Annotated in this window: 5 protein-coding genes; 1 reads left to right on the plus strand and 4 read right to left on the minus strand. The window is 72.3% G+C overall.

The genetic code is table 11. From position 1 onward, the window contains the following. Window positions 1–45 precede the first annotated feature (45 nt). The gene (locus ACFY4B_RS36980; protein WP_380739881.1) at window positions 46–483 is read left to right on the plus strand and encodes a hypothetical protein; all 438 of its coding nucleotides are present in this window, start codon (window positions 46–48) and stop codon (window positions 481–483) included. On the opposite strand, the gene ACFY4B_RS36985 is transcribed toward ACFY4B_RS36980, so the two are convergent. The 4 genes from ACFY4B_RS36985 to ACFY4B_RS37000 form a co-directional block, all read right to left on the minus strand. After that, on the minus strand, window positions 473–1,162 hold the full coding sequence (locus ACFY4B_RS36985) for a hypothetical protein (RefSeq protein WP_387975396.1): 690 nt from the start codon (window positions 1,160–1,162) through the stop codon (window positions 473–475). The genes ACFY4B_RS36980 and ACFY4B_RS36985 overlap by 11 nt on opposite strands. 1,278 nt (window positions 1,163–2,440) lie before the next feature. Then, entirely contained in the window at window positions 2,441–2,851 is a 411-nt protein-coding gene (locus ACFY4B_RS36990) for a hypothetical protein (protein WP_387975399.1), read from the minus strand. Between the two features lie 306 nt (window positions 2,852–3,157). Next, window positions 3,158–4,138 carry a hypothetical protein gene (locus tag ACFY4B_RS36995; protein ID WP_387975402.1) on the minus strand — a complete coding sequence of 327 codons (981 nt, stop codon included), beginning with the start codon at window positions 4,136–4,138 and terminating at the stop codon, window positions 3,158–3,160. A gap of 800 nt (window positions 4,139–4,938) precedes the next feature. Then, complete coding sequence (locus ACFY4B_RS37000) at window positions 4,939–5,691, minus strand: hypothetical protein (protein WP_387975405.1); 753 nt, start codon at window positions 5,689–5,691, stop codon at window positions 4,939–4,941. Window positions 5,692–6,847: the final 1,156 nt, after the last annotated feature.

The following is a 6,847-nucleotide window of genomic DNA, read 5'->3' on the forward strand; positions in this document are numbered from 1 at the left end:
ACCGTGGGGACCGACAGGGCGGCGAGGCGGCGGCGGACCGTGAGCGTGAGCAGCAGCCACTACGTCGAGTGGCACCTGCCTGGCTATGACCCGATCCTGGAGCTGGGCGTGGCGCCCGCGTGGCTCCAGGTCAGCGAGCAGATTCCGACTACAGCACGGGGAATGATCATGGCCAACGTCACATGCTTTTCGGTCCACCCGGAACCACAGTCCATCCCGCCCGACGGGACGGTCTTTTTCTCGGTAGGCCCGGATGATCGTTTCGGCGGCGCCGCGATCACGGCCACTGTCCAGGCGGGCTCAGGCTCGGGAAAGACCGTGTTTGCCGAGGTGATACAGATGGCCACGCGGAGTCAGATCGACTTTCCTGGACCTGCGACGAGCCACTTCCTCGACATCGTCGTCAGGAACAACGGTCACGTCAGCGACGGCGCCGCGACCATCGACTTCTACGACGTTTTCATCACCTCTATCACTCCGTAGCTCGCTCCGGCGGTGGTTTCAGGTAGTGGCACCACCGGGCCGCCGGCCAGCGCAGCCACAACCGCGAGCCGCGCTGCGGGCCGGCTACGGCTACCCCGGCGACGCCGAGCGCCTGGACGCCGAACCCGCCGAGCAGCTGCTGCGCCGCGTGCCGGTCGACCGGCTCGACCAGGTCGACCAGGTCCCCGCCGTCGTGGACCTGGTCGCGGTCGCCGAGATCGTCGCCGCCTACCGCGGCCGCGTGCTGCTCGCCGCCGACCCGGAGACATCCGACGCCGTCGACCGAACGCGCGACGATCTCGGCGACGACCGCGGCCTCGGGCGGCTGGCCGTCCTCGGTGCCGGCGTCGGCCAGGCGCTCGGCGATCAGGTCGGTGAGCTCCGCGATCCTGCCCTTGAGGTCGACGACCGCCCGCATGGGCAGTACCAGGCCGGTGTCCCACGCGTGGGACAGTTCCGGGCCGGCTTCCCGCCGGACCGTGGCCTCGATCGCCTCGGCCGCGGCCGCCAGGTCCAGCAGCCGGTAGGCGGTCGAGCGGCTCACTCCGAACTCGGCGCCCGCGTACGCGGCCCAGCCGCCGTACCCGGCACCGCCGACCGCCTCCTCCATCTGCTGCGCCGCACGGCCGCCACCGCCCTGTACGACGACCGTGACGGCCAGGAACGGCGCGAGCGCCACTGCCGATCACCGCCCGCCGACTGGACCACCCCGGCGCCTCCGTGATCACCACCTCCGTCGAAGTCGCCGCCCGCAAGACCAGGAAGAAGCACGACGGCCGCCTCGCGTCCGACAGCCGCCCGGCGGCCGGACGCACCGCCGCGCGGCCCCGCAGAGGTGCTGAACGACCACCTACCGGGACGTGGTCCGCCGGACAGGCCTGCGAGTCCCCCGGAACAGTGAATGCGCCCCCGGCTCGGCCGGGGGCGCATTCACTGTCAGATATTAGAAGAAATTATCGGTGAGCCAGTCGACAATGTCCTGCCACTTATCAGTAACCGAGGGAGGCAACGGGATCATTCGGGTCGCGAACCCGAAGGTCCCCATATAAACACCTCGCCTCCGGACTTTTTTGATAGCTATCTCGACCCTGGTGATCCGCCGTTCCAGATCCGCCGAGGTCGGAGACTCGGAACTCTGATCCGCTCGACAACTCAGGCATTTCAACTCCAGGGTATCGCTCTGTAGGACTTGTTTTTGGGAACAAAATTTGCACTGCCATATCACGTGTCCATCCTGGCCTCCATGTGCAGGCTGTCCCGACTGAGAGTGGTCGGGGTTCGATGCGGGCGCTGACTGATCAACCACGAGTGGCTCCTCTTACTTACTGCCCGGGGCCCGGTGCCCCAGGACGTCTGGGGGGTTCGAACGCAGGGAGCAGGTGCTGGACCGTCAGCAGGCCCTGTTCTCAGTGAAGTTGTGGCAAACATTGTGCTTCCACAGCTTGATCCATACAAGCCCCTGGACCAGAGGAGCCGACCCGCGTAGAGGAGGTCCTACCTGGGCGTCTCCACCTCCCGCTGCGCCGCATGGCCGTCGATGCCCAGGACCGGCCAGCCCGCGGCTGACCGCCCCTGGATGCAGCGGGCCCCTGCACCCCGGGAACGTGGGCGCGGGGCCCGCTGCGTGCCGTAACGACGCCCCTGTGTTCCGCGAACCACTGTCGTGCCCGCCGCCCGCCCGGCGGCCCCGCCGCCGGGCGGGGCCGGTTCGGGCGACTTGCTGCGCACCGTCGTGGTGGGTTGGGAGGGTGTGGGGGTGAGGAGCGTGCGTGGTTCCGGTCCTGACCGTGTCTGTGTGCTCCCGGGGCGGCCGGGGTGGGTCCGGGATGTCGTCTACCTCGACGACCAGGTGCTGGACTACCTCGCCGCGGCCGCGGAGGCGAACGCCTCGCCCGGTACCAGGGCCCCGGCTGCCCGCCGCTCTGCCGCTATCGGCCCTCTCGCCGCCCGCCGGCCTTCAGCGGCCGCCACCCGGCCGGCCCGGCCTGGCCTGCTCTGGTGGGGCTGCTGGATCGTCCTGTCGTTCCGTCACGGTGCCGTTTCCGGTGGTGTTCGCGGTGCTGGTTCTGGTGGTGTTCCAGGTGTTCTCGTAGGTGGTGAGGGCAGCCCGTAGGCGTTGGCCTTGGGGGGTGTCGGGTAGGCGGAGTCGGCCGCGGCGGTGGGCGAGGTCGGCGGTTGCCTGGCGGGCGGCGGGGAGGACCGTGGTGTTGTCGGCGGCCAGTGCCGCGGTGTGCCGGTACAGCTGCCGGTCGACGGCTTTCGACAGGCCGGACGTCGGGTCGCCGATGAGCGCCCGGGCGGCGGCGGCGAGTTCGGCTTCGGCGGCCGCGAGCGTGTTGTGGCTGTCGGGTGTCGGCGCGGGTACCACCGTGGTGTCGGCCTGCCCGCTGTCGGTGGCGGGCCCGTCCCCGGTGGCCGCGAGCGCGTCGTCGTCCCGGCCCCGTCCGGGGGCGGGGTCCTTCTGCCGCTGCGCCCCGCCGTCGTAGTCCGGCCCGTTCTCCGGTTCGGCGTCCGGCGCGTCCGGCCGCTCGCGCGGCTCGGCGACGGCGTCGTCGCCGACCTCACCGACCAGGCCGGGGTCCGGCCGGGCGGCGGCGGCAAGCTCGTCCTCGGTGGCCGCGGGCGTGGTGTCGTCCTGTTCCTGGCCGGGGCCTGGCGGGGTGGTGGGTTCGGTCTAGGTGTCCTCCGGGGTGGTGGGGCGGGACCGGGCCGGTTCGGGGTGGGTGTGCGGGGTGCCGTCGTCGAAGACGACGGTGAGCTGGGCCCCGGCCGCCGTGGCCACCTGCCGTGTTCCGGTCGTGGTGGTCGTCTGCCGCGCCCGGGCGGTTCCGTCGTTGCCACCGGGGCCGGCGGAGCGGCGGGCCGGGCCGGGCTGCTCTGTGTTCGCCCCGGCGGCGCGGGTGGTCTTCCGGCCGGTCTCGCCCGGGGTGCCACCTGCCGGGTGGTCGGGAGTCTTCGGGCGGGCGCGGCGGCAGGTGGGGAGGAGTTCGTCGTAGGCGGTGGTGGTGGGCAGGGGGCGGGTGTCCGGGGGCAGGGCGGCCCGGACCCGTACCGGCTCGGCGGCCGGTGCGCGGCCGCGGCCGGGGCCTTCACCGCGGCTGGGGCTTTCACCGTGGCCGTGGTCGCCGTCCGGGACCAGGGCGTCCGGCCTCGCCGTCGTCTCGTCCGCTCCGGCTCCGCAGGCGCTCTGGAAGGCGGTCAGCAGGTTCTCGGGGACGGCCTGTTGGCCGCGGACCTGCGCGCGCTTGCCGCGCCCGGCGGGGGCCGGCGCCGCCGCCAGGGCGGCGGCGGCCGTGTCGCCCTGCCGCTCGCTGGCCGCCTGGTCGAGGGCTGGCGCGGGGAGTCCGAGGAGGGCGAAGGCGCCGTCGAGTGCGGCCTGGGCGGCGCGTGCGTGCCGGACGAACACCGCCGCCTGGCCGCCGTCCAGGCCCTCCAGGACCTGGCGTGCCTGTTCGTCGCCGCCGAGGCGGGCCAAGAGGGTGCGGGCCTCGTCCCGTAGGGCGGGGAGTTGTTCCTCGAGGCGGCGTCGGCGGTGTTCGGCCTGGCGGCAGGCGGGGCTGCAGTGCAGGGCGGGGCGGCCGGTGGCCGCCTTCGGCAGGGGCCGGCCGCATCCCGGCCGTGTGCAGGCCGGCCCGGTGCTCAAGGGTTCCGTCACACGGAGGATTCTGACGAAATGCCAGCCGGATCGGAAGCGGGCCCCGGCGCGTGAGGCCCGGCCGCCCGCCGCTGGCCTGGGCCGCACCGGGGTGGTTGCGTCACCGTCTCCCGGTGACGGAACCACCCGAAGCTCTCAGGGTGTGACCTGTTGGTGTTGTGGGGCGTGGAATGGCCCCACAGGCCGGGTTGTCTGGACCTTTGGTTGTGCCTGTTGGGGATGTTCGCGGGGTCGGTGTGGGGTGGGGTTTGGTTACTTTGTGTGGTGGTGGGTGGGATTGGGGGTCGGGTCGGCTGCTGGTGGGGCTGGTGGGGTTTTGTTGGGCGTGTTTTGGGGGTGAATTCCGCCGGGTATTCCGTGCTGCTGCTTTTATGGATTCGCTGCCTGTGGTGGTCTGAATTCGGTTTGGGATTGTGGTTGGCGGGGTGATGGCGGGGGTTGGTGTTCGGTTTCGTCCGGGGGTGGAGCCGCCGGGCCCCGTCTGGGGCGTTCCGGCCTGCTGTGCCCTGCCCGCCCGCTGCGCCGCCGTCGGCGACGGGCTCGTCTCCGGTGGCCGTGCGGGCCGCTCTGCGCCGTCGTCTGGGCCTGCTGCGCCCCTGCTTGGCCGCCGCCGTCCCGGGTCCGCCGCCCGGGCTCCGCCCCGTTCGGGGCCGTGCGCAGGTCGGGGGTCGCCGTCCGGGCCCCTTTGCGTCGTCGTCGCCGTCCCGCCGTGCTGGCCGCGGTCCGGGGCCGTGCCCGTCCGCTGCGCCGCTCGCTGGATGGGTGGGTGGCTGTCAGGCCGCCCTGGTGGGGGAGGTGGGTCAGCGGCCGGCGAGGTGGCGGGAGGTGAGTTCGACGTCCTGGAGCTGGGTGGTGGTCAGGCGCCGGGCTTCCCAGATGACCGTGGCCAGGTCCACGGCCCGGGTGTGGAGCGGCGGCAGGTCGTCGGGTAGGTGGATGCCACCGAGTGCTGCGAGGTCGGGGGCGGGGATACCGAGCACGCCGGCGAAGCCGGCTACCAGCTCGGGGGTTGCTTCGACGGTGCCGCGGCCGACCCCGCCGATGGTGGACGGAGACAGGTAGATCCGTCCGTCGGTGACCGCGTACAGGGCCCTGACCGTGCTTGGCCAGGTGAGGTTCCGGCTGTGGGCGAGCCCCAGGAGCACCGCGCCGAAGCCCGGCTCGTACCGGTGGTACGGCCGGTCGACCCCGCCACGCCCCTCACGCCGCACCAGGGGCTGCGCCCGGATCGCGTCCAGCAGCGGTCGCCGGTTCTCGGCGGGCATGACCATCGCGTTGTAGACGACGGTGCTGATCGACCAGTTCGGGTTGCGGGTGATCGGTGTCAGGTCGTCGGGCACCGGTTGTCCGGCGAGGACGAACAGGTCGGCGGCGTGCAGGCCGAGTGCCGGTCCGAGGTCTCTCAATAGCCGTCCGGTCGGCGGCTGCCCGCCGAGCACGGTTTGCAGCTCTGCCGGGTCGATGCCGGCCGCTGACGCAAGCGTGGCGGAGCCGAGCGCCCGGTGGCCCGTCAGGTGCGCCAGCAGTGCGCCGAACCGCAGTAGGCCTGTCATGCCGTCAGCCTAACGACGGCCGATCCGCCGTTTCGGAGGGTCGTCTGGATCTGCGGGTTCCCGCCGCCGCGCCCCGCCGTCCCGCCGTTGGGGTGGCCGCCGTCCTGGTCCGGTGTTCGGTTTGGTGTCGCCACTTCGGGAATTGCCCGGGTGACGCTGGGCGGGATTTCCTGGGTGGTCTGGAAGGGCGGTCGCCGTGTCGTCGTGGAGGGCCGTAGGCCCCTTTCCGAGGCGCCTGAATGCGATTCCTCGCCGCTGCGCCACGGAAGGTGTTCGAATTGCCGCCTAAAAGGGAGTGGAAGGTAATTCAGATTTCCGCCGGAAGCGCGGCCGGATAGGGCCGGGATGGACGGTTGCCGCGAGGTTGCCCGTTCGCCTCCGGTGCCCGTCCGGTGCCCGTCTGTGAACCGGTAGGATAGGGCTGTACGGAAGTCGGGGAAACGCGGCCTGATTCGCTTCGGATTTCGGTCGGGAGTCTGCGGTTGAGGGCCTGTCAGGGACCGCCGTGCGGGGCGTCCGTGAGGGTCCGCCACCGGGGCCGGGGGCGGCCGAGCTGGACCGGGTGGCCCGGAGGTTGCTCCCGAGGGCCGCAGGCCCCGCCCCAGGGGCGCCGGATGGGCCGTCGGCCCAGCAATCAGGCGGCTGACCGGCCACCGCCCGGGACCGGGGGAGGGCCCCCGGGGGTGGGGTTGTGACTGATACCCGAAGTCCACGACACATCGTCAACGCCGAGGGCCGCAGGCCCCGGCCGGCACTCCCGCCCGTCCGGAGGGATGGGCCGCTACCCGAATTCCGCGTCACATCGTCAACGCCCACCCCCGGGCGCAGCCCGGGAAACCCCCGCCAGCCAATCGGCCCGTAGGGCCGTGAAAACACTGGCACAACAAGATGGGAAAGCCGACCGGTTGACGGGCCGTAGGCCCGGGAGAAAGCCACCGGAAAGGCGGAGCGCAGCGACGCTAGACGCCCACCACCAACCACCCGCACAACCCCACGGATTCGCCGCAGGCGAATACCCCCCACCACCCACCCACTCGCCGAGGCGCAGCCGAGGCCACACCACGCGCAGTGACGGCGCAGCCGTCACCCCCGGCTGACGCCGCGTCAGCGGCGCCCCGGCCGCCAGGCCGGGGGTAAGGCCCTTTAGGGCCTTCCG

The sequence above is a fragment of the Kitasatospora sp. NPDC001261 genome (assembly GCF_042896795.1).
Lineage (GTDB): Bacteria > Actinomycetota > Actinomycetes > Streptomycetales > Streptomycetaceae > Kitasatospora.

Bases quoted from the DNA above. Each gene is read 5' to 3' on its own strand.
- ACFY4B_RS37000 (WP_387975405.1), bottom strand. From the start codon at position 5,691: ATGACAGGCCTACTGCGGTTCGGCGCACTGCTGGCGCACCTGACGGGC.